The 19,620-nt window shown below is 68.4% G+C and carries 17 protein-coding genes; 6 read left to right on the top strand and 11 right to left on the bottom strand.

The genetic code is table 11. The annotated features are described in order from the left end of the window. Positions 1-2: 2 nt before the first annotated feature. The 8 genes from LXT21_RS28000 to LXT21_RS27965 form a co-directional block, all read right to left on the bottom strand. Entirely contained in the window at positions 3-1,808 is a 1,806-nt protein-coding gene (locus tag LXT21_RS28000) for an SAVED domain-containing protein (RefSeq protein ID WP_254041251.1), read from the bottom strand. Positions 1,809-1,896: 88 nt separating this feature from the next. Next, a complete protein-coding gene (locus LXT21_RS27995; protein WP_254041250.1) occupies positions 1,897-2,754 on the bottom strand; it encodes a nucleotidyltransferase domain-containing protein in 858 nt (285 codons plus the stop codon). 68 nt (positions 2,755-2,822) lie between these two features. Then, positions 2,823-3,680, bottom strand: a complete 858-nt coding sequence (locus LXT21_RS45685) for a serine/threonine-protein kinase (RefSeq protein WP_407667064.1) — start codon at positions 3,678-3,680, stop codon at positions 2,823-2,825. Then, positions 3,680-4,495: a sigma-70 family RNA polymerase sigma factor gene (locus tag LXT21_RS27985; protein ID WP_254041248.1), complete on the bottom strand. Its 816-nt coding sequence runs from the start codon at positions 4,493-4,495 to the stop codon at positions 3,680-3,682. The genes LXT21_RS45685 and LXT21_RS27985 overlap by 1 nt, the downstream gene beginning before the upstream one ends. Positions 4,496-4,509: 14 nt before the next feature. Next, a complete protein-coding gene (locus tag LXT21_RS27980) occupies positions 4,510-7,896 on the bottom strand; it encodes a serine/threonine-protein kinase (RefSeq protein WP_256572058.1) in 3,387 nt (1,128 codons plus the stop codon). Between the two features lie 80 nt (positions 7,897-7,976). Then, positions 7,977-8,789 (bottom strand): carbohydrate ABC transporter permease, encoded by an 813-nt coding sequence (locus LXT21_RS27975; protein ID WP_254041246.1) that lies wholly within the window; start codon positions 8,787-8,789, stop codon positions 7,977-7,979. Beyond that, positions 8,786-9,670, bottom strand: coding sequence for a carbohydrate ABC transporter permease (locus LXT21_RS27970; protein ID WP_254041245.1), 885 nt, complete (start codon positions 9,668-9,670; stop codon positions 8,786-8,788). Before LXT21_RS27970 ends, LXT21_RS27975 begins: the two co-directional genes overlap by 4 nt. Continuing rightward, positions 9,667-10,935 (bottom strand): ABC transporter substrate-binding protein, encoded by a 1,269-nt coding sequence (locus LXT21_RS27965; protein ID WP_254041244.1) that lies wholly within the window; start codon positions 10,933-10,935, stop codon positions 9,667-9,669. The genes LXT21_RS27970 and LXT21_RS27965 overlap by 4 nt, the downstream gene beginning before the upstream one ends. Before the next feature lie 216 nt (positions 10,936-11,151). On the opposite strand from LXT21_RS27965, the gene LXT21_RS27960 reads away from it, so the two are divergent. The 4 genes from LXT21_RS27960 (at position 11,152) to LXT21_RS27945 (ending at position 15,233) form a co-directional block, all read left to right on the top strand. Beyond that, the gene (locus LXT21_RS27960; RefSeq protein ID WP_254041243.1) at positions 11,152-11,571 is read left to right on the top strand and encodes an STAS/SEC14 domain-containing protein; all 420 of its coding nucleotides are present in this window, start codon (positions 11,152-11,154) and stop codon (positions 11,569-11,571) included. A 154-nt stretch (positions 11,572-11,725) separates the two neighbouring features. Continuing rightward, positions 11,726-12,136 carry an STAS/SEC14 domain-containing protein gene (locus LXT21_RS27955; protein WP_254041242.1) on the top strand — a complete coding sequence of 137 codons (411 nt, stop codon included), beginning with the start codon at positions 11,726-11,728 and terminating at the stop codon, positions 12,134-12,136. A 425-nt stretch (positions 12,137-12,561) separates the two neighbouring features. After that, on the top strand, positions 12,562-13,854 hold the full coding sequence (locus tag LXT21_RS27950; protein ID WP_254041241.1) for a cytochrome P450: 1,293 nt from the start codon (positions 12,562-12,564) through the stop codon (positions 13,852-13,854). Positions 13,855-14,171: 317 nt separating this feature from the next. Then, entirely contained in the window at positions 14,172-15,233 is a 1,062-nt protein-coding gene (locus LXT21_RS27945) for a fatty acid desaturase family protein (protein ID WP_254041240.1), read from the top strand. 30 nt (positions 15,234-15,263) lie between these two features. On the opposite strand, the gene LXT21_RS27940 is transcribed toward LXT21_RS27945, so the two are convergent. Then, a complete protein-coding gene (locus LXT21_RS27940; protein WP_407667063.1) occupies positions 15,264-16,196 on the bottom strand; it encodes a DUF4846 domain-containing protein in 933 nt (310 codons plus the stop codon). A 190-nt stretch (positions 16,197-16,386) separates the two neighbouring features. Here LXT21_RS27940 and LXT21_RS27935 point away from each other — a divergent pair, with 190 nt between their 5' ends. Then, positions 16,387-16,986 carry a CDP-alcohol phosphatidyltransferase family protein gene (locus tag LXT21_RS27935; RefSeq protein ID WP_254041536.1) on the top strand — a complete coding sequence of 200 codons (600 nt, stop codon included), beginning with the start codon at positions 16,387-16,389 and terminating at the stop codon, positions 16,984-16,986. On the opposite strand, the gene LXT21_RS44930 is transcribed toward LXT21_RS27935, so the two are convergent. Both LXT21_RS44930 and LXT21_RS27930 read right to left on the bottom strand, forming a co-directional pair. Continuing rightward, the gene (locus LXT21_RS44930) at positions 16,987-17,115 is read right to left on the bottom strand and encodes a hypothetical protein (RefSeq protein ID WP_256572057.1); all 129 of its coding nucleotides are present in this window, start codon (positions 17,113-17,115) and stop codon (positions 16,987-16,989) included. It lies immediately after the preceding gene. Positions 17,116-17,277: 162 nt separating this feature from the next. Beyond that, entirely contained in the window at positions 17,278-18,042 is a 765-nt protein-coding gene (locus tag LXT21_RS27930; RefSeq protein WP_254041239.1) for a hypothetical protein, read from the bottom strand. Positions 18,043-18,363: 321 nt separating this feature from the next. Here LXT21_RS27930 and LXT21_RS27925 point away from each other — a divergent pair, with 321 nt between their 5' ends. After that, entirely contained in the window at positions 18,364-19,554 is a 1,191-nt protein-coding gene (locus LXT21_RS27925; RefSeq protein ID WP_254041238.1) for a hypothetical protein, read from the top strand. Positions 19,555-19,620: the final 66 nt, after the last annotated feature.

The raw sequence follows: 19,620 nt of genomic DNA, 5'->3' as shown, positions 1-19,620 counted from the left end.
CCTCAGCGGGACTGAATCAGCTCGCGGTGGCGGTTGAAGAACTCCTCGAAGAGCCGCTTCATGTCCTCCTGGGCGTCCTCGCGCGACTTCTCGTCCCAGCGACTGAGTGCCTCGAGCACGCGCTTCACCCAGTGGCCATCCCTGTCTCTGACCAGCTTGCGCTGGAAGTAGATGCCCGTGATGAGTTCCTCCCCTGGGTCCACGTCGAGCAGCCCCAGCCGCTGTTGCGCGTACGTCTCGAACAGGTCTGGAGACATCTTCAGGCCGGCGATCTCCACCGTCGCGCGCTCCAGCTTCGGCGCGGGGCCGCCCTCGTCGACCAGCACCAGCGCGTTCAGCCGACACACCTGGAACAGCCAGATGAGGTAGCGGCGAAGGCGGCGCTCAGAGAGGGTGCGCACGGGCTTCTCCGGCTCGAAGACGCGCAGGCTCTCCATCGCGTTCCACACGATGGACTCCATCGTGCGCGTCTCGCCGTCATCCTCCACCGTACGGGCCTGCTTCGACTTGCGCCAGGCCAGCATGGCCTCGACCGCGATGGCGTCCGCGTCGAAGTCCGCCGCCTCCAGCACGAAGCCCGTGCGCCCGCTCCCGCTGAACGTGTACGAGGTCAGCCCGCCCTGGTTCACGTGGAAGACCTCGTGGACCATGAACAGACGGATGCACTCCTTCCAGTCCTCGGTGCCCACGCGCTCCCGCAGCGCCTTGAGCCCCAGCAGCATCCCCACCTCGAAGCCCCATTTTCCGCCGACATGGCGATAGAGCTGGATGGGCGTCATCGACGGCACATCCTCGACGACGCTCCGCAGGAACTTCTTCCCATCCAGCGCATCCACCAGCCACTGCTGCGCGGACTCGGACATCCAGGCCACCAGTTCCTGGTGGACCTTGCGCACCTCAGCGAGCACCTTCGTCGCATCGGAGAGCTGCTCAGGAGTGAGCTTCGCGGTCAAGGGCGCGGCGCGTCCGGCCTTCATCTCCTGAACGGGGATGTACTGCCTGCTGCCACCATCGTAGTGGTGGAGCCACAGCGGGAGCTGCGTGTTCACGTTCACCGCCGTGCCCAACGCGGCGGCGAAGCTCGCGGAGCAGCCCATGGCCAGCAGCACCGACGTCGCGCCGCCCAGCCGCTCGTGCAAATCCCCGAGCACTCCTCGAAGCTGCTCGACCGCGCGCGACACCTCCGAAGGGCTCTGGATGGACGCCGGCCCAGGCCCGCGCACAGGGCGCACGCGGACCTCGGCCAGGAGGTTCGCGCCATGCTTCTTGCGGAACGCCTCCAGCGCCTGGTCGCCGATGGCGTGGGTCACCTCCACGACGAGCGCCACCACACCCGAGCCGCCCTGCTTCGCCTTCGGCAGGCCCTCCACCACGAGGAAGTCCTCAGGCGCGGCGGCCAGCGTCCGGTCGAAGCCGAGCGACCACTCGTTACTCTCGGACTGCTGGTACACCCGGAGGCGACGTCGGGGCAGGCACGAAGCAAGGTGGAGCATCAGCTCCAGTGGAGCGAAGCCGAAGATGTGCACCGGCAGGTGGTCCAGCCCCAGCTCCTTCTCCTTGCTGATGAGCGCGCTCGCGAACTGTTCGTTCTCGAGGAAGGCCCCCGCCCACTCCTCGCCCCTCAGCGAGCGCACACGGAACTCCTTGTCATCCGGATGGAGCACCGCACAGGCCACGTCGCGATAGCCGTCCAGGCCTTCGCGCGTCAGCGTCTGTCGCGCCGCGTCCTCGATGACGGGCCGGTCGTGCTCATACCGGAGGATGAGCGCCTGGGTCCTGGGGGTGATGGACAGCTCCACGTTCGACATGTGCGCACCTCGGTTGACGTCGTCCGCCGAGGAAGACGTCAACGCGAAGGTGAACCCTCGCGCGGGCGCTCACTTTTCTCGCGAGGGTTCAGGGCGCCCGCTTGCGATAGACGGGCCCGAAGAGCTTCGAGAGGCGCTGGTGCGCCAGGTCCGGGTTCGACGTGCGCTCCTGAAAGGCAAGGAGCACCTCACGGATGGCGTTCTGGAACAGATTCCGAGCAGCCTCGCGGTGCCCCAGCGCCATCCGCTCATCGACCGCGACGCCCAGCTTCGCCGGGTCACGGCAGGTCTGCATGACGCGCTCCGACAGGTGCTGGAACAGGACCTCGAGACGCTCCAGATACGAGCCCTCAGGAGGTGATTGGAACGCCGAGTAACACATCGCCTCCAGATGGAACGAGCGCAGCGGACTGTTGTCCCGAGCGCGGTTCCACTGCTTCACCAGCTTGATGAGCGGATTGAGTCGCCCTTGCGCGAGCCGGTCCGCCTGGGCGCAGACCTCCTGATGTGCCTTCGGGTCCGTCCGAATCCAGGCGCCCGTATCCCGCTGGGGAATCAGGTAGCCCCCTTGCTCATGCGCGAAGGCCGGCACGATGTCGACGCTGATTCCCGAGGAGAAGTCGATGCGCAGGGAGTGCCGCTGGAGGACGGGCAGCGCCCGGTCAGACCACTCCGCCTTGAACACCTGCCGCACCTCCCGCAGCAGGTCATCCGGGGTCCGAGACCCACGAGGCGGCCGGGCGACGACGAACACATCCACGTCGTGCAGCGGACGCAGCGCCGTCCCCCGGCTGTAGGAGCCCGAAAGAAACTCCTCTACCGAGAACAACCGCCTGCGCAGCACCTCGCGCACCACGCCGTGCTGCCGCTTCACGTTTTTATCCTCGTCGGCAGTCAGCTCCAGTTCCTCGACGAGCTGCTGCATCGCCTGCTCCACCGTCCACATGTCGCACCTCTCCGATTCCAGGACACCCAGGAGGAGAGACGCCAGGACCCGCCACCATCCCTCGCGGGTCAGGCCTCAAGGTTCTCCAGAGCCAGGAGGACGTCCCGCATGGAAGGGCGCCTGCTGGCGACCTTCGCGAGCATCGCCCCGACCAGTGTCCGGAGTGATTCAGAGGCCAGGCCCTCCAATCGGTCCAAGGGAGGGGGCCGGACCATGTGGTTGAAGCTCAAGCCAGGGAGCGCCCCCGAGCCGAACGGTGGTTCCCCTACCAACAGATGGAAGGCGAGTGCCCCCAACGAATAGACGTCGACTTTCGCATCCACCCCTTTGGGGGTGCCCCACTGTTCTGGAGCCATGTACTCGCCCGTCCCGAACAAGGCGCCCCGAGCCGTGGACACAGGGAGCGGCGGATGAGGCGCACCTTCCTCTGGGACAAGCCTGGCCAATCCCAGGTCTGCGAGCCGCACCTCCAACGCCCCTGGCAGCGCGTTGGCGAGCAATACGTTCTCCGGCTTCAGGTCACGATGGATGACGCCACGCCCATGAAGGAAACAGAAGACGTTCGCGAGCTGTCGGAGCACCTGGAGCCCATCGCCCAACGAGAGTCGACCTCCTTGTTGTCGAAGCAGCGCGTGGAGGCTCGTGGGAAGCCACTCCAAGACCAGGAACGGAAGCCCTTCATCCGTGAGCACCCCGAATGCGAGCGCCTTGACCAGATAGAAGTGCTGGAGTTCGAGGAGCGTCTGGGCCTCGTTGTGGAAGCGGGCCACCAGTTCCTGCTGGAGGCTCGCGCTCGCGCTCGGAACCTTCACCGCGGCATGGGCGCCACTCTGGAGATGGCGCGCCAGATAGACATTGCTCGCTCCTCCCACATCCGCGAGGCGGACAATGACGTAGTCGCCTGCCCGTGAACCAGGCGCCAGCATCAAGACGTCCTGGCCGGGTCCAGTGCACGCAATCGCTCCATCGAGTGGAGGATGCCTCGGAGTTCGCGCCCGCAGACAGGATGCTGCATCACGAATGCGTCGACCTCCACCCGCTCTCCAGCTTCCAGAAGCCGCAGATACCTGGAGATGGCGGCATCCACCTCGTTGAACATCGCTGCGGCCTCGGTGGAGTGCGGGTCCTTTGAATCCGGCTCATCGGTCATGAAGCGCCACAGCGCCTGACCACCACGCGCCACGAGTCCCTCCACGGAGCGGACAGTCCTGCCCATGAGTTCGGCGACATCCTTCCTGGGCTGGTTCTCCAGGTAACACAGCGTCAGGGCTCGCTGTTGGTCCGGCTCATGCTCCGCCAACTGTTGCAGGCCCATGAGCAGGCGCCGCCACTCCTCCTGGACAGCCGTCACGTGGCTCGGGGTGGCACCTGGCGCCTTGACGCTCAGCGCATCCTCCGAGTCCAAGGGAATCGTCTCCAACACGTCACGCTGTTTCCGCCTGCTGTGTCGATACGTCCCGACCGCCTCATTCGCCACGATGCGGCGGAGCCAGGCCCACCACTCCTTCTCCGTGGAGCCCTTGAAGCTCTCGAGATGCTGGAAGGCCTTCAACAAGGAGTCCTGAGTGAGATCCGAGGGGCGCGCTCCCGCTTTCTCGACCTGAGAACGCTGTGACTTGGTCCACTGCTCCACCTGCTGCAGGCAGCGACGCCCCAGCTCGTCACGCACCGACGAATCGCCATCACGAACACGAATCAACAGCGCCTCGAAAGACCACTCCGACAAAGAAGGCTTGGCCATGCGCATCCCCCACGTCACGGTTTGAAACTCTCGCACGCCAGGGCCTTGAAGCGCACGTCCTCCGGGTCGCGCGCGACGAACTCATGAACCAGCGCACATCCCTCATTTCGCAATGCCTTCGCCTGGTCAGCGTCTTCTCGCCGAAGCGCCAACGCCTCGGCCCCGCGCAGGGCCTCCAGGAGCGCCAGGGCAAATCGCTTGCTCGTGGGCTCGCCCCTGACCAGTTCGCGCCCTGAAGTCACCGCAGCCGCATAACCCACCCCTGCATCCACCCCGCGCCCCTCCGCCACCGCCAACCTCGCGCTCCAGAGTCGAACCCATCCCAGCATCCACTTGCGGTGCTGGTCTCCACCGTGGGCGTTCACCTCCTCGGTCATGAGTCTCATCGCCTCGTCCAATCGAGGTCGTGCGTCCGCGAGGCGCCCCGCCCGTCGCATCACCTCCGCCTGATACGCCAGGCCCTGCGCGTACAGGGCCGCGCCGTAATCCGGGTCCTGCGTGGAGAACAGCGGAACGGCGCGTTCGAGCCAACGCAGGGCCTCGCCCGCGCGTCCCTCGGCAAGCTCCAGGTCCGCCAGCTCGCTGAGGCCCACCGCGGAGTCCCGGTCTCCAGAGACCGAGCGAGGCTCAGCAGCGCGCTGAGCTTCGAAATACTCGACGGATTGAAGGAAGAGGGCTCGCGCTTCGGACAGTCGCCCTGCCGCCAGGTCGACCTTGCCCTGCTTCGAGTGATTGAAGGCCCACTGCATGCGGTAACCCTCGTCTCCAAAACCAAGCGCCTCACCTTGGGTCAGGAGGCTCCTGGCGTGGCGGAGGTGCTCGCCCGCGACATGGAGCGTGTCATTGAGGAAGCTCAGGTCGGCCATCCGGTGGGCCAGACTGATGCGCTGCCAGAGGACCTCTCGCCGCTCCTGCTCCTCCGCGGAGAAGCCCTCCAGCGAGGCTGACAAGCCGCGCAACAACGCCCGCCGGACCTCGAGCGTGTTCGCAATCCAGCTCAGCTCCCAGTCCGCATCGGAGACGATGCCTTCCGCGGAGTTCATGATGCGATGGAGGTTCTGGTCGGCGCGCTCCCGCTGCTCCCACGCCTGCACCGTTACTCCGAGCATCACGACCACGGCCAACAAAGCCGTGGCCACCCCTGCGCGGCGGGTCCACACCCCACGCCACTCCAGCCAGGTCGCGGCCCGCAGGAACGCGTTCGCGCGAGGACTCAGCCGGCGCACACCCCGCCCGGAGGTGCTCACGCCCTTCTGGTAATGCGCAAGCATCGTCCCCTGCGGAAGCCCTTCATTCGGCCACTTCGCTTCTTCCCAGCTCCGCGCGGCGACCTCGACGTCCGCGCTCACCTCCAGGTCCTTCCGCTCCTCCTCCAGCCACGCGACGAGCGGGCGGACCCGCTGCAACAGCGTCTCGTGCACCAGGTCCACGCGCTGTGACTCGACCTCGGGGCCTCCGGACAGGAGCACCAGCCGAGGTCCGGGCTCGCCACCCGCCACTCCGGACAGCCCACTGAGGCGAAGCAGCACCTCTTCGGTGCGAGCATCCCCGCCAGCCTCCACCAACACCTCGCTTCTGGGGCGAGGCCGCCGCGTGTCCTGCACGCCACGTCCCACCTGGACCAGGGACAGCAGGATCCACTTCGCACGTTCCCGACCCTGCTCGCCCAGGCTCGCCAGCAACTGCTCCGCCTGCTGGGACAGCGCGCCGCCCACGCCTCCCATCCGGTCGTAGTGCTCGTGCGTCAGGGGCGCACCACCGCTCAAGGTCCACAGTGAGCGCAGCGCATGCCCGAGCAACGGCAGCCCGCCGCCCTCTCCCTTCGCGTCGCGCACCATCCGCTCCGCCAATCCTTCACTGAGCTGCATCCCCGCCTGACGCGCCATCCCATCGACGACCTCCTTCAGGGCCGCTTCGTCCATCGGCAAGAGCGGGAAGCGCATCGCTTCTTGAAGCTGGTGGGGAAGCCTCGGCAACTGCTCCAGCCGGTGCAGGAAGTCGCTGCGCAAGCACGTCAGCAGCCGCAGCCGCCCTTCCTGGGACAAGGCCGTGACCAGCAGCCCATCCAGCACTGACTGCTCGGCACTCCCCGAGGTGAAGAGTTCCTCCAAGGGTTCCACGACCAGCAGCATCAGGCTGTCTTCAGGGACGTTCGTCTGGACGAAGGCTCGCAGGCCCTCGGGCCCGCGTCGCAGCCCTCGCTCCACCGCGTCGACCTCCTGCGCTGGGAAGGCCGTCACGAGCGCCTTCGCGAGGCTCCGCACCGGCTCATACGACGGCCTCGCCACGACGACCACCCAGCGCGGCAGCCCTGGCGGAGATGGCTCACGAAGCCTCGGCAGCACGCCCGCATGGAGCAGCGAGGACTTGCCCACGCCACTCGGCCCCTCCAGCGAGACCCAGCGCCGCCCTCCCGAGCGTGCTTCGTCCAGGTACTCGAGGACCCTGCGCGTCTCTGCACCGCGCCCGAAGAACAGCTCCGCCTGCGCCTCATTGAAGGCCGCCAACCCCGGCACGGGACAGACGTCCTGCTCCTGCGCCCAGGGACGAAGCAGCATGTCCCGACACCGCGCCATCGTCGGGCGCTCCTCGGGCGACTTCGCGAGCATCGACGCCACGAAGGTGGCAAGCGCTCCCGGAATCGTCGGCACGAGCTGCCCCAGGGCGGGCGGCGGCGTGTTCACGTGCGCGGAGATGACCTCAACCATCTCCTTCGACTCGAAGGGCTTCTGCCCCGCCAGCAGTTCGAACAGCATCACCCCCAGGGAGTAGACGTCCGCGGAGACCTTCGCCGATGAGGCGCTCCTGAGCTGCTCCGGTGCCGTGTAGTGATAGGTCCCGATGAGCACGTTCTCATGCGTATGGACCAGGGTCGCGGCGACTCCGTCATCACGGTACGGAGGCAGCTTGGCGATACCGAAGTCCAGCAGCTTGACCCGATAGCCCAGGGCCGCGCTCGCGTCGGTGCAGAGGAACACGTTCTCCGGCTTCAGGTCCCGGTGGACGATGCCCTTCGCGTGGATCTCCGCCATCACTCGCGCGACATGGGCGCACAGGGCCAAGGCGGTCTCACGCGGCACGCGTCCCGAGTGCCCGTCCATCCACTTCCGCAGGTTCTGGCCCTCGAGCAACTCCATGACCAGGAACACCTGGTCCGCCTGCTTCTCGCAATGAAAGGCTCGCACCACATCCGGGAGGTTGAGCTTTACCAGCGCGCGCCCCTCCTGGAGGAAGCGCGCGACGACCTGCGGCTCCCGCGACGCCTCCTTGGACAGCAGCTTCAACGCCACCATTTGCCCGGTGTTTTCGTTGACGGCCTCGAACACCTCGCCCATGCCTCCGGAGCCACACCGCCTCAGCAACCGGAACGGGCCAACCTGGGACGACGGAGCACTGAGCATGGGATGCGAAAGGATTTACTCCGCCAGGCCCCACGCGAGAAATCCCCACACGGGGGCGGGTCTCTCCCACCCCGTCCTCCCTACTCCTTCACCGCCCCTGCGGTGAGCCCAGACACAATCCTCCGCTGGAACAGCACCGTCAGAACCACCAGGGGCAGCGTCGCAACCACGGAGGCCGCGGCAATCTCTCCCCACGGCTCACGGTACTCGCTGGCGAACAGGCTGATGGCCACGGGCACCGTGCGCTTCTCCGGCGTCGTCAGGAACGTCAGCGCGAACAGGAACTCGTTCCACGCGAAGATGAACACCAATATCGCCGTCGTCGCGAGCCCCGGCGCCGCCAAGGGCAACAGCACCCTCCGGAACGCCTGGAACGGCGTGCACCCGTCCACCCTCGCCGCCCGATACAACTCATCCGGCAACTGCTTGAAGAACGACGTCAGCACCCACAGGGTCAACGGCATCGCGAACGTCGCATAGGGCAACGCCAGTCCCACCAGACTGTCCCTCAGCCCCACCGCGCGCAGGATGAGATACAGCGGGCTCACCGTCGCGATCGGCGGGAACATGCTCACCGCCAACGCCGCGCTCAACAACAACCCCTTCCCTCGGAACTCCAGCTTCGCCAACGCGAACGCCGCCGCCGAGCCCACCACCAGGCAGAACCCCGTCGTCAGCGCGGCCACCACCAGCGAGTTCACCACCACCCGCAGGAACGGCCGCCCCCACAGCACGCTCGCGTAGCTGTCCCACGTCAGGTGCGACGGCCACGGCCGGGTCAGCTCTCCGTCCGGCCACAGGCTCGTCAGCACCTGCCAGAAGAACGGCCCCAGGAAGAACGTCAGGAACGCCACCACCGCGAGCGCCGTCCCCAACCCCACGCGCTGTCTCATCGCGCCCGCTCCTCACGCCCCAACAGCCGCAGCCACACCGCCGCCAGCACCACCACGCACAGGAACGTCGCCACCGACAACGTGCTCCCGTACCCGAAGTCCCCCGAGCGCATCAGCGTCTTGTACGCGTAGATGCTCAACGTCTCCGTCGTGTTCGCCGGCCCCCCCTCCGTCAGCACATAGATGGCGTCGAACACCCGGAACGCATCCAACGAGCGGAACAACACCGCCAACAGCAGCGCCGGCTTGAGCAGCGGCAGCGTTATCGACCGGAAGATTCGCCACGGTGACGCCCCATCCACCCGCGCCGCCTTGTACAAGTCCTCCGGAATCCCTTGCAGCCCGGCCAACACCAACAGCGCCACGAAGGGCGTCGTCTTCCACACGTCCACCAGTATCGCCGCGTGCAGCGCGTACCCCGGCGCCCCCAGCCAGTTGATGTCCCGCCCGAGCAGCAAGCGGTTGATGAGCCCGTAGTCCGGATTGAACATCCACGCCCACAGCCTCGCGCTCACCACGGTGGGAATCGCCCACGGCACCAGCACCGAGGCTCGCAACAAGCCCCGCCCCGGGAACGACTTCTGGAGCAACAGCGCCAGCGGCACCGCGAGCAGCAGCTCCACCGTCACCGCCACCGCCGTGAAGTACGCCGTGTTCCCCAACGCGGCCCAGAACCGCGCGTCCCCCAGCAGGTACGCGTAGTTCCCCAACCCCACGAACCTCCGCTCGCCGAACACCAGGATGAAGCGGTGCAGGCTCAGCCACACCGCCGCGAGAATCGGGTACAGCGCCACGCCCGCCAGCACCACCACCGCCGGCGCCACCAGCCAGTACGCCTGCCTCCGCTCCCGCTCCAGGGAGCCACGCACCGGCCCGCTCATCGCCCCTCCCCCATCAGGTGGTCCACCTGCTTCTGCGCGCGCCCCAAGGCCTCCTCGGGCGTGCGAATCCCCGCCACCGCCGCGGAGAACTCGCTCTGCAACACATCCGAAATCAGGTTGTAGTACGGCGTCACCGGCCGGGGCCGCGCGCGCTCCACCATCTCGCGCAGGCTCGCGATGAATGGTGAGCCCTGTTTCAGCCTCGCATCGTCATACACCGCCGCTCTCGGCGGGTTGCGCGCGTAGTGCACCGCCAGCACCAGGTTCGCCTCCGGCGACGTCAGGTGCGCGATGAGCTTCTCCGCGAGCTTCTTTCGCTCCGGTGACACGCTCGCGTTCACCGCGAGCTGATACCCGCCCAGCGTTCCAAACCCAGGCTCCCCACTCACCGTGGGCAGGGGCGCCATGCCCACCTTCCCGCGAATGGGCGAGTCCTCCTTCTGCGCCTCGCTCCACGCATACGGCCAGTTGCGCATGAACACCGCGCGCCCCTCCTGGAACACGCGCCGCGCCTCCTCCTCGCCGAACCCCATCACCGTCTCCGGAGACACCCCGCGCGTCAGCAACCCGCGCAGATACCCGAGCGCCTCGCGCCCCGCCTCCGTGTCCAACAACACGCGCCCGTCCTCCCCCAACGCCTGCCCACCGTGCCCCCACAGCGCCTCGTACACGTTGCAGCTCAGGCCCTCGTACTGCCGCCCCTGCCACACGAAGCCCTGCATCCCCGGCACCTTCGCCTTCGCCTCCAACGCGAACCGCTCCAGCTCCGCGTACGTGCGCGGCGCCCGAGGCACCAAATCCGTCCGGTAGTACAGCACCCCCACGTCCAGGTACCACGGCACCGCGTACGTCCTGCCGTCCACCACCACCGCCTCCACCGGCCCCGGCAGGAACTCCTCGCGCAGCCGCTCGGGAGGAAATGCCTCCGACAGGTCCGCAATCCACCCCGCGCGCGCGAACTCCGGCACCCACACCACGTCCGCCACCAGCACGTCGAAGTCCGCCGCCCCTCCCTCCAACGACGTGAGGAAGAACTGGTGCGCCAGGTCCGACGAGTTCGGCAACGCCTCCGTCACCAACGTCACCCCGGGGTGCGCCTCCTCGAAGTCCGCCAACAGCGCCCGGAACGGCTCCGGCGGCCCCCAGAGCGGCTGATACTTCAACACCAGCCGCGCCCCCCGCTCGCGCTCACCCTCCCCGCGCCGACACCCCAGCGACACGAAGACAAGCCCCAGCACGAGCGAGAAGAAGAGCGGGCGAACCATGGGAACCCGGCATGAGCCCCTCCCACTCCCCCACCGTCAACACACCCGCACCGCCCCCGTTCTCACCCGAACATCCCGGCACCATGTAATTCGTGTGCATGTGGAGAAAAACGTCTCCCTGGAACTTCGGGCACACAACTCGGGACGTCTGTTTGCCTTCCGCCCGGGAGCGGGCGTTATTCTTCGGACAGACAGGACCTCTGGGTGGGGGAACACATGGCGGAGAAGCCTCGGGAGTGGAAGTTCAGCGCGCACCGCGTTCGCATCGAATCGGCTGACATGGCGGTGGCGGTCTTCGAAGGCCCCATCACCCTCGATGACGTGAAGCGCACCTCCGAGGTCTACGCGGAGCTCTTCACGATTCTCGGCCCCTACTACATCGTCGCGGAAATCGGCCGCTCCCAAATCGAGGCCGCCGGCCGCCGCTACCTCTCCGAGAACAACAAGAGCGAGTGGTTCAAGGGCTGCGTCTACGTGGGCGCGGACATCGTCCAGAAGACCTTCGGCAAGGCCATCTCGCTCGCCATGCTCTACACGGGCAAGACGAGCTTCGACACCACCTTCGTCGACACCCTGGCGGACGCGCGCACCTGGGTCGATCAGCACCGCGCCCGACAGCAGCGCAAGGCGGGCTGAGACGAGGGCCTCGGGTGTGTGCCGCTCGACACCCCCGCTGTTCCATTCCAGACCCAGGGTCGTCCGAAAGTCGTGGTTTGAAGGGGAAGACTGGATTCTCGCTCCCGTTGGCCACGGGCGGTATGCTTGTGTGGCCAGCCCATAGGGAGTGCCCATGCAGCAACAGGAATGGAAGTTCGGGACGCACCAGATTCGCCACGAGCAGCAGGACGTGCTGGTGGCGGTGTTCAGCGGGTTGCTGAACCTGGAGGACATGAAGCGGGCCGTTGAAATCTACAGCTCGGTCGCCAAGGCCGGCCCCTACTTCATGATTGCGGACATCGGCAACTCGCAGCTCCAGGCGGAGGCGCGCCGCTACCTGTCCGACAACAGCAAGCCCGAGTGGTTCAAGGGCTGCGTCTACGTGGGCGCGGACATGGTCCAGCAGACCTTCGGCAAGGTCATCTCCCTGGGCATGTTCCTGACCGGCAAGACCGAGTTCAAGACGGAGTTCGTCAAGACGATGGACGAGGCCCGCGCCTGGGTGGAGCAGCAGCGCCGCTCCAACGTCCGCAAGAGCGGCTGAGCACCCCGCCCACCGCACCCGCCGTCCGTCTGCCTTTCGTGGCGGCCCCTCCCCGGGGCCCCCGCAGCCGCCCCTCGTGACACCGCGGTCGAGCCCGCTCGCGCTCCCCGGTCGTCCCGGCTCCGCCTCCCCATTTCTCAGAATCCGAGCCACTTCATGCCCAACGGGGCCCCCCAGTCGTCCGGAATCCGGCATATTTCAGGAATACTGCACCTTCGTGCTGTTGGCAGGGACCAGCTGTACTATAAAAATCCTCCCCCACTGGCTTAATAGTCGGGAAACGTTGTATAGGCGGTCACTCCAGAGCCTCCATCTCGCCCGGTAATTCCCTCGTCCTGGCTCCGGACCGGCTGTGCCCCACGCCTCAATCAACCCATGTCCGAGCGGTGAGCTGGGGGGCCCGCGCTCGAACTGCGAGTGACGCCATGCCTGTGACGGTTCAGAAGCAGGAAGAGACCGGAGTCCCGGCCCACGCCCCGACAGGGCGCTGCCCCCACCTGGGCGCCCAGTACAACCCCTTCGCGGGGCCGCACGTGGACAACCCCCACCCGTTCTTCGAGCGGCTGCGCAAGGAGGAGCCCGTCAGCTTCAACCCCATGCTCGGCATGTGGTTGGTCAGCCGCCACGACGACATCCTCCAGGTCCTCAAGGAGACGACGCGCTTCTCCAACCGGGACATGCTGGTGAGCGGCACCCAGCTCACCGAGGAGGCCAAGGCCATCCTCTCCCAGGGCTTTCCCATCGCCCACGTGCTCTTGGGCATGGACCCGCCGGACCACACGCGCCTGAGGCGCCTGATGAACCGGGGCTTCACCTCGCAGCGCATCGCCGGGATGGAGCCCTTCATCGAGAAGATGGCGCGCGAGCTGATTGGCCGCTTCGCCAAGGACGGGCACGCGGACCTGGTGGAGCAGCTGGCCTATCCGCTGCCGGCCCACGTCATCCTCGGCGTCATGGGGGTGCCCCAGGAGGACGTGTGGAAGATAAAAAAGTGGAGCGCGGACTGGCAGTCGCTCACCTTCGAGCACGTGCCCGCGGAGAAGCAGCCGGAGATGGCGCGCGGGGTGCTGGAGTTCCAGCGCTACTGCGTCAACCTCATCGAGGAGCGGCGCAAGGCGCCCCGTGAGGACCTCACCAGCTACCTGGTGGAGGTGGAGGCGGACGGCGAGGCGCTGAGCGTGCACGAGCTGGTGATGGCCATCGGCGCGTCCTTCCTGTCCGCCGGCCACGAGTCCACCACGGCGCTGATGTCCAACACGTGGAAGCTGGCGCTCGAGCACGGCCTGTGGGGACGTCTGCGGGAGGACCCGGAGCTCATCCCCAAGTTCATCGAGGAGGGCAGCCGCTTCGACTCCGTCCAGCACGCCATGATTCGCACCGCCCTGGAGGACGTGGAGGTGGGCGGCATCCCCCTGCCCGCGGGCTCGCGGCTGCTCCTGCTGTACGGCGCCGGCAGCCGCGACGAGTCGCTCTGCCCGCACGCGAACAAGCTGGACGTGGACCGCGAGAAGCCGCCCCAGCACCTCACCTACGGCCGCGGCATCCACTTCTGCCTGGGCGCGCCCCTGGCCCGCCTCCAGACGCAGATCACCACCCGCCTCCTGGTGGAGGCCGTGCCCGCCCCGCGCCTGGTCCCCAACCAGGACTACGGCACGTGGCAGAGCATCGTCCTGCGCCAGATGCGACACCTCAAGGTGGAGTGGGACGCCACGCCTTGAGCCCGCTCACGCCTCGCGCGTGACCGCCTCCATGTCGTTGCCCGGGGCCCTGTGGACCTTCATCGGTCTCCAGGGCCCCGCGCATGTCTGGCGTCTGACTTCAGTGGCCGAATCCCTCCCACCAGAGTCCAATCACACCCGGGCGGGGCTTTAAATGGCAGTCATTGTTGACCCCCAAGGGGTTTTCTCGGACTTCCCGTAGCTCTTTGAAAAGGGCGTGCGTACGTTACAGAGAGAAATTTCTTGCCATACTGGCCGTTCTTGCGAGAAAGAGTCCTGGATTACCCCGCTTGCTCGTAAAACGAAGGAGCCCCCTCATGTACGCCGAAGTCGTTGACGAGGCGGATGTCCAAATCGCGCGGCGCGTCGACCGCCAGACGCTGTCCAAGCTGACCCGGGAGATGTCGCGGGTGAGCAATGCTCGGGCGGTGTGGGCGCTCGCCTCCCAGTGGCTCGTCATCGCGGCGGCGTTCGCCGGGGTGGTGTGGGTGGACCGGTGGTGGGCGTGGCCCATCGCGGCGCTCATCATCGCCACGCGGCAGCACGCGATGCTGGCGCTGATGCACGAGGCGGCGCACTACCACTTCCTGTCCAACCGGAAGGTGGGCGACGTGGTGGCGGACTTCCTGTGCGCCTTCCCGCTGAACATGACGACGGCGGGCTACCGGCACCAGCACATGGAGCACCACCGGTACGTCAACACGCAGCAGGACCCGTACTGGGCCTCCATGCAGGACGACACGTCCTGGCACTTCCCGCGCACGCCCCTGCGCGCCGCGGCGGTGTTCGTGGGCGACGCGCTGGGCCTGTACGCGCCCAACCACCTGAAGGTGGTGCTGCCCTGGACGTACTGGGGCCGGCTGCTGGGTGGCGCCAAGCCGCGCATCAGCGCCGCCGAACACGCGCGCTACTGGACGTACGTGGCGCTGCTGGTCACCACGCTGGTGACGACGGGCGCGTGGATGTACTGGCTGCTCTTGTGGGTGCTGCCCACGACGACGGTGATGATGGCCTTCTTCCGGATGCGCGCCTTGGGCGAGCACCCGCTGGACATCGAGCCCAAGGGCGACGAGACGCGCGAGACGCGCGACGTGAAGGGCACGCTGCTGGAGAACTTCTTCGTGGCGCCGCTCAACTGCAACTACCACCTGACGCACCACGCGTTCCCGTCCGTGCCCTTCTACAACCTGCCGGTGATGCACGACGCGCTGGACCAGGCGGGGCTGCTCGAGGACGGGGTGAATCGCTTCGACACGTACCTGGGCAAGCACAACAGCCTGGTGCAGTACCTGACGCGCAAGCCGGACTCCGTGGAGGAGTCGCTGCCCGCCGCGCCGCCGCCGCAGGCCTCGGGCGTCCGGCTGCCGCTGCACTCGTAGCGCTTGGACACGCGCGCGGCCGACCCCTGCTCAGGGGAAGCGGCGCAGCGACGTCCAGGGGAAGGGCTTCCAGAAGGGCGTGGCCACCGCGTCGGTCTCCAGCGGGAACCAGGGCCCGGTGTCCCCTCCCCCTGACAGGATGTGGAAGTCCTGGGCGGGCATGAACCCCTGGCCCAGCAGCGCCACGCGGCGGCCCCCCGCGTCGGCCGCCACGTCCAGCACCAGCACCGCGTGCCCCGGGCTGCCGCCCAGCACGAAGAAGTCCCCGGGACGCACGTCGTCCTTCGTGGGCCGGCCCTTGGCGCCCTCCAGCGACAACGTGCCCGCGTACATGAAGACCAGGTCCAGGTAGGAGCGGAACGCGCCGCGTGAGCTGTCCGCCGCCGCGCTCTTCACCCAGGTGACTTTCGAGCCGGAGATTCTCGCCCGCTCGCCGGAGGCGTACTTCGTCCACGAGGCCAGGTGCCCGCTGGTGAAGCGGTAGGCGATGCGCTCCTTCTGGTTCGCGGACCACAGCCACTCGGCGTGCAGCCGGATGACGGAGTCCGCGCACTGCTGGAGGTTGGCCGTGCCGATGTCCAGCTCCGCCACCGCGGCCAGGCGCGCGTCGTCCGCGGGCAGCACCTGTCCGCCCTTGAAGTGCAGCACGGGTGTCCCCGGCGCGCGCAGGGGCAGCCCCCGCAGCCACGCGGCGAACGTGCCCGCCTCCACGCCCACCCGCGTGTAGCCCTCCGGTGGGGGCAGCGCGAGCTCCAGGGAACGGATGCGCGCGTCCTTCGACAGCCACGTGTAGCGGGAGAGTTCCTCGCGCGTGGGGGCCCGGGGCTCCGCCTCCGACGCGGGGGCCTGGGCGACGCGCGCGTCCGGGGACGGCGTGGCGCCGGCGAGGCCCGGGCCCAGGAGCGCGGCGACCAGGAGCCAGGAGCGGCGGGAGAGGGCAGGCGGGCGTACGGAGGCAGTCACGAGGGTGGGACTCCAGGAGGCTGGGGGTCTTGCTGGGAGGATTGTCGCCGGCCGGAAGTTCCCTGGCAGCCCGCGAATGCGGGGCGGTGAGGTCGCCTGCCCTCTGTCCGGGTGACGAGCGGTGAACCGACGACAGCCCGTCCTCCACGGCAGGTGCGTGACCACGGGCGAGCACTACCTTTCCAAGAAGATGCGCCGCCAGGCGAGCCTCGTGCTGCTCAACATCCTGTCGCTGTCCCGGCTGCCCATGGCGGTGGCCTTCATCGTCGTGCCCGACGCGAGGGTGCGGGCGACGCTCGTCGTGCTGGCGGCGCTGTCGGACTTCCTGGACGGATGGATTGCTCGCAACAAGGGGCTGGCCACGCGGCTGGGCGCGCTCATCGACCCGGTGGCCGACCGCGCCTTCATGGTGACGGCCATCCTGGTGTGCTACCTGGACGGGCTGGTGTCGCTGCCGGAGGTGCTGCTCCTGCTCGTGCGGGACATCGGCACCGCGGTGGGCTTCCTCGTCGCGCGATTGGTGCCCGCCCTGCGGCGCGTGGAGCTCAAGGCGCGGATGCTCGGCAAGGTGGTCACCTCGCTGCAGTTGCTCGCGCTGTTGTGCGTGCTGCTGTTCCCCCCGGCGGTGCGCCCGCTGGTGGCGCTCATCGCCCTGCTGTCGCTGGCGTCGGTGGTGGACTACACGCGCGCGGTGCTGCGGGCCCGGATGAAGCCTCGCGAGGCCGCGCGGCCGCCCGTGGGCGACGGGCATGGGACGCGGGGGACGCCCATGCCCACGGCTCGCAAGTAATCAGCCCGGGGGCGGCGGCGCGGAGTCCTCCGACTCCGAGAGCCCCAGGGTCTGGGCGCGCTCGGAGGACACCGCGGCGCGCTCACCCTCGCTCATCTCCGACCAGACGTCGTCCAGGTCGTCCAGCAAGGCATCTTCCTCGGGCGAGCCACCCTCCGGATGTCGCGCTCGCACATTCGAGACTTTGCGCAACAGTGCGCGGTATCGGTCAAAGGCCGTCATGACGGGAACCTCCCTTCGTGCGACGACGAGGCTGGGAGCGGACGACTGACGCGAGCGGACCCCTCGCCCTCAGTCCTCGGGGGCCTCCTTCCGCACCACCGAGATTTCCATCGTCTCGTGTTGCCCCACCATGTCGACCACCGCGTAGACACGGTCTCCCGGGTCCAGGTCCCGCACGCCGATGCTTCGGCCTTCGCGCAGCACGCGTGTCCGGGGACCGACCTCCAGCGTCAGCGCCTCACCGGAGTCCTGCCCGATGACCACGTCCGGCGGCGCCACCGAGCGCACCACGCCCGAATACGTGGCCGTCACCACCGCGGTGCCCACCGGCGCCGGCACGTTCGTCCCCGCGGGCGGTACGTCGCGCGCCGTGCCCGTTCCGTCCTCGGGACGTGGCTGCGTGCCCGAGCCGCCCGTGCCTTGCGCGGATGCGCCTTCGTCCGACGCGGCGCCTGTGTTGCCCGCGCGCGCCGAGGCATCGCTCGCCGTCGCCCGTGCGTCGTCGGCCCGAGCAGCGCGCGCCGGTGACGCGGGCTCACGGTCGGCGGTCGTCGGACCCGAGCCGCCGGTGCCTTGTGCCCGAGCGCCCGCGCCGTTGGTCCCTCCCGCGTCCACCTGGGCGCGCAGCTTCGAGACCTCCCGGCGCAGCTCGCGCACCTCCGCGCGCAGGCCCGAGACGCTGTTCCACAGCTCGGACACCTCGCCCTCCGAGGGCGTCGCCTGACGCCGGGGCTCCGTCGCCGCCGCAGGCTCCGCGTCCTCGTTCGATCGCGCGTTCGCCGTGCACCCCCCGCCGCACAACAGGACGGAGAAGCCCGTGATTGCCACCGCCATCCCAGCCGCGCTCCGACGCATGTCACAGCCTCCCCTCGTCCCTGGAAGATGGGGCCTGCCCCCCCATGGACAACCAGCGACAGGGCAGGCCGGCGCACGGGGAGCAGGCCACCGGGAAAGCGCCCCTCCGGCTCCAGGTCGGGCAACACACCTGCCTGCCGACGCGAATCCGGCGATAGTGCGGCCCCACCCTGGCTCCGGAGCACGGCCATCACGACGAAATCCCCCGAGGAGACGCCCACCCAACCCGGGTTTCGTGTTCCGAACTGGCCCCCGTCCGCCAACGCCCTGAGCGAGCCCGCGCCGGAGCTGCTCGCGCCGGTGACGGAGGTCCCCGCCGGCACACCGCTCCAGCAGAACCGCTTCATCACCCAGGGCTACACGCACCTGGCGCGCACGCTCCAGGAGCTGGTGGACCCGGAGTTCCATCCGACGCACGGCAGCCAGGCGACTCCGGGCTGGTTCGCCTTCGCCATCCACGCCTCGCACGAGGCCGGCAAGGGCATGCTCGGCGCGGCCATCGCCCGACGCATCATCGACCTCGCGCAGGGTGAGGCCCTCCCCGGCCCCGCCCGGACGTATGACCGCATGGGCCTCACGGGCAGCGCGCGACAGGGCGCGGAGAAGCTCTCCGAGGCCCTCGGTGGACATGGCCTGCCCCAGGACGCGGCCACCGCGCTCGGCGCGCTCGCGGGGGCCATGAACCTGGAGCCGCTCGGAGACCCGCGCACGCTCTGGGCCACCGCGCATCGCTTCGCGCGGCTGTTCTTCCAGGCCCCGGGCATCCTCCCGCTCGACAAGGCGGAGTCGCTCGCCATCACCCTGGAGCGCATGCTCAACGAGGGCAACGTCGCCATCTTCACCGACATCGGCGGCGCGGCCCTGCGCTACCTCGATTGGAGACCCGACACCGTCGGCGTCACCCCCGAGCACGTGCTGAGCGACTTCACCCTCGCGGGCGCGAAGCCCGACGAGGCCCAGCACGCCTTCACCGTCCTGCAGGGCCTCACCCACCAGACGCCCGCGCCCTCCGACTTCGCGCGCCGCTTTCCGGGCATGTCCGCCATGAGCCTCGTGGTGGCGGGCTTCGCCCTGCTGGAGCGCGCGAGGCAGTGCCCCGGCCCCGCCGCGCGGGATGCGCTCGTCAAGGTCGCCAACAACTGCTTCGCCTGGCGCGAGCAGGCCGACGCCGTGCAACCCGCCTTCACGCCGCCCGAGCGGCTCCCCGGTGAAATCCCCCGCGCGGACCTCACCCTGGCGATGACGCCGCTGCTGCGCCTGGAGCTGGGCACGGTGGCGTGGAACTTCGCCGACTACGCGGCCACGCAGCGCGACCGGGACGCCAACCCGCTCACCTCGAAGCCCACCGAGTACAACTGGGCCCTCCTCGCGGACCGCTGGCCCGCCATCCTCACCGCCTTCGAGCTGGGCTACCGCCACCCCTCGGCGCTCTGGACGCTCCCCGCGCCCTTCACCTCCGGGGACGACGAGGTCCGCCGTCGACTCGGCTGACGCGTCGGCGCCCCGCTTCGTCGCGCGTCGGAAAAGCACGCTGAAACTTCCCGCGCCCTCGACGCA

Source organism: Myxococcus guangdongensis, assembly GCF_024198255.1.
Lineage (GTDB): Bacteria > Myxococcota > Myxococcia > Myxococcales > Myxococcaceae > Myxococcus > Myxococcus guangdongensis.
Note: the sequence above shows the minus strand (reverse complement) of the source record. Positions and strands in the feature narration are given on the sequence as shown.

Coding starts and splice junctions, on each gene's coding strand:
- LXT21_RS27985 (WP_254041248.1), bottom strand. CDS start 4,495: ATGGCCAAGCCTTCTTTGTCGGAGTGGTCTTTCGAGGCGCTGTTGATT.
- LXT21_RS27965 (WP_254041244.1), bottom strand. CDS start 10,935: ATGGTTCGCCCGCTCTTCTTCTCGCTCGTGCTGGGGCTTGTCTTCGTG.
- LXT21_RS27935 (WP_254041536.1), top strand. CDS start 16,387: ATGCGCCGCCAGGCGAGCCTCGTGCTGCTCAACATCCTGTCGCTGTCC.
- LXT21_RS27930 (WP_254041239.1), bottom strand. CDS start 18,042: ATGGCGGTGGCAATCACGGGCTTCTCCGTCCTGTTGTGCGGCGGGGGG.
- LXT21_RS27945 (WP_254041240.1), top strand. CDS start 14,172: ATGTACGCCGAAGTCGTTGACGAGGCGGATGTCCAAATCGCGCGGCGC.
- LXT21_RS27950 (WP_254041241.1), top strand. CDS start 12,562: ATGCCTGTGACGGTTCAGAAGCAGGAAGAGACCGGAGTCCCGGCCCAC.
- LXT21_RS27980 (WP_256572058.1), bottom strand. CDS start 7,896: ATGCTCAGTGCTCCGTCGTCCCAGGTTGGCCCGTTCCGGTTGCTGAGG.
- LXT21_RS27975 (WP_254041246.1), bottom strand. CDS start 8,789: ATGAGACAGCGCGTGGGGTTGGGGACGGCGCTCGCGGTGGTGGCGTTC.
- LXT21_RS28000 (WP_254041251.1), bottom strand. CDS start 1,808: ATGTCGAACGTGGAGCTGTCCATCACCCCCAGGACCCAGGCGCTCATC.
- LXT21_RS27995 (WP_254041250.1), bottom strand. CDS start 2,754: ATGTGGACGGTGGAGCAGGCGATGCAGCAGCTCGTCGAGGAACTGGAG.
- LXT21_RS27960 (WP_254041243.1), top strand. CDS start 11,152: ATGGCGGAGAAGCCTCGGGAGTGGAAGTTCAGCGCGCACCGCGTTCGC.
- LXT21_RS27970 (WP_254041245.1), bottom strand. CDS start 9,670: ATGAGCGGGCCGGTGCGTGGCTCCCTGGAGCGGGAGCGGAGGCAGGCG.
- LXT21_RS45685 (WP_407667064.1), bottom strand. CDS start 3,680: ATGCTGGCGCCTGGTTCACGGGCAGGCGACTACGTCATTGTCCGCCTC.
- LXT21_RS27955 (WP_254041242.1), top strand. CDS start 11,726: ATGCAGCAACAGGAATGGAAGTTCGGGACGCACCAGATTCGCCACGAG.